This is a genomic window from Anoxybacillus sp. LAT27 (assembly GCF_022030075.1).
Lineage (GTDB): Bacteria > Bacillota > Bacilli > Bacillales > Anoxybacillaceae > Anoxybacillus > Anoxybacillus kestanbolensis.
In genome coordinates this window covers 1-239 of record NZ_JAIWYK010000267.1, presented here as the reverse complement: position 1 = coordinate 239, position 239 = coordinate 1, and the positions used below count along the sequence as shown (strand labels likewise).

The window sequence follows — 239 nt, the reverse complement described above, 5'->3', positions numbered from 1 at the left end:
CGGCAGGCGTGGGCAGCAGGCCGAAAGCCTGACTGAGCGTGTTTTCCGCCGCTAGGTCGTTGCCGCCGGCCAGCTGCTGAAAGGTCTGGCGGATCCAGCCAGCACGGATACCCCCGGTTACGTCGAGCCGGGGTGTAATATACCAGGTCACGTTACCAAAAACCGCCGTGTCGGTGAGGTCGGTCAGCAAGTTGTAAGAGAGCAGGTTGTCGAACGGCGGGGCGCCGATACTCTGGTCA

At 62.3% G+C, this 239-nt stretch carries 1 protein-coding gene; it reads right to left on the bottom strand.

All coding sequences use genetic code 11. The annotated features are described in order from the left end of the window. Nucleotides 1-239: hypothetical protein (locus LD028_RS09400; protein WP_237811661.1), on the bottom strand; the 239-nt coding region annotated here is incomplete at both ends.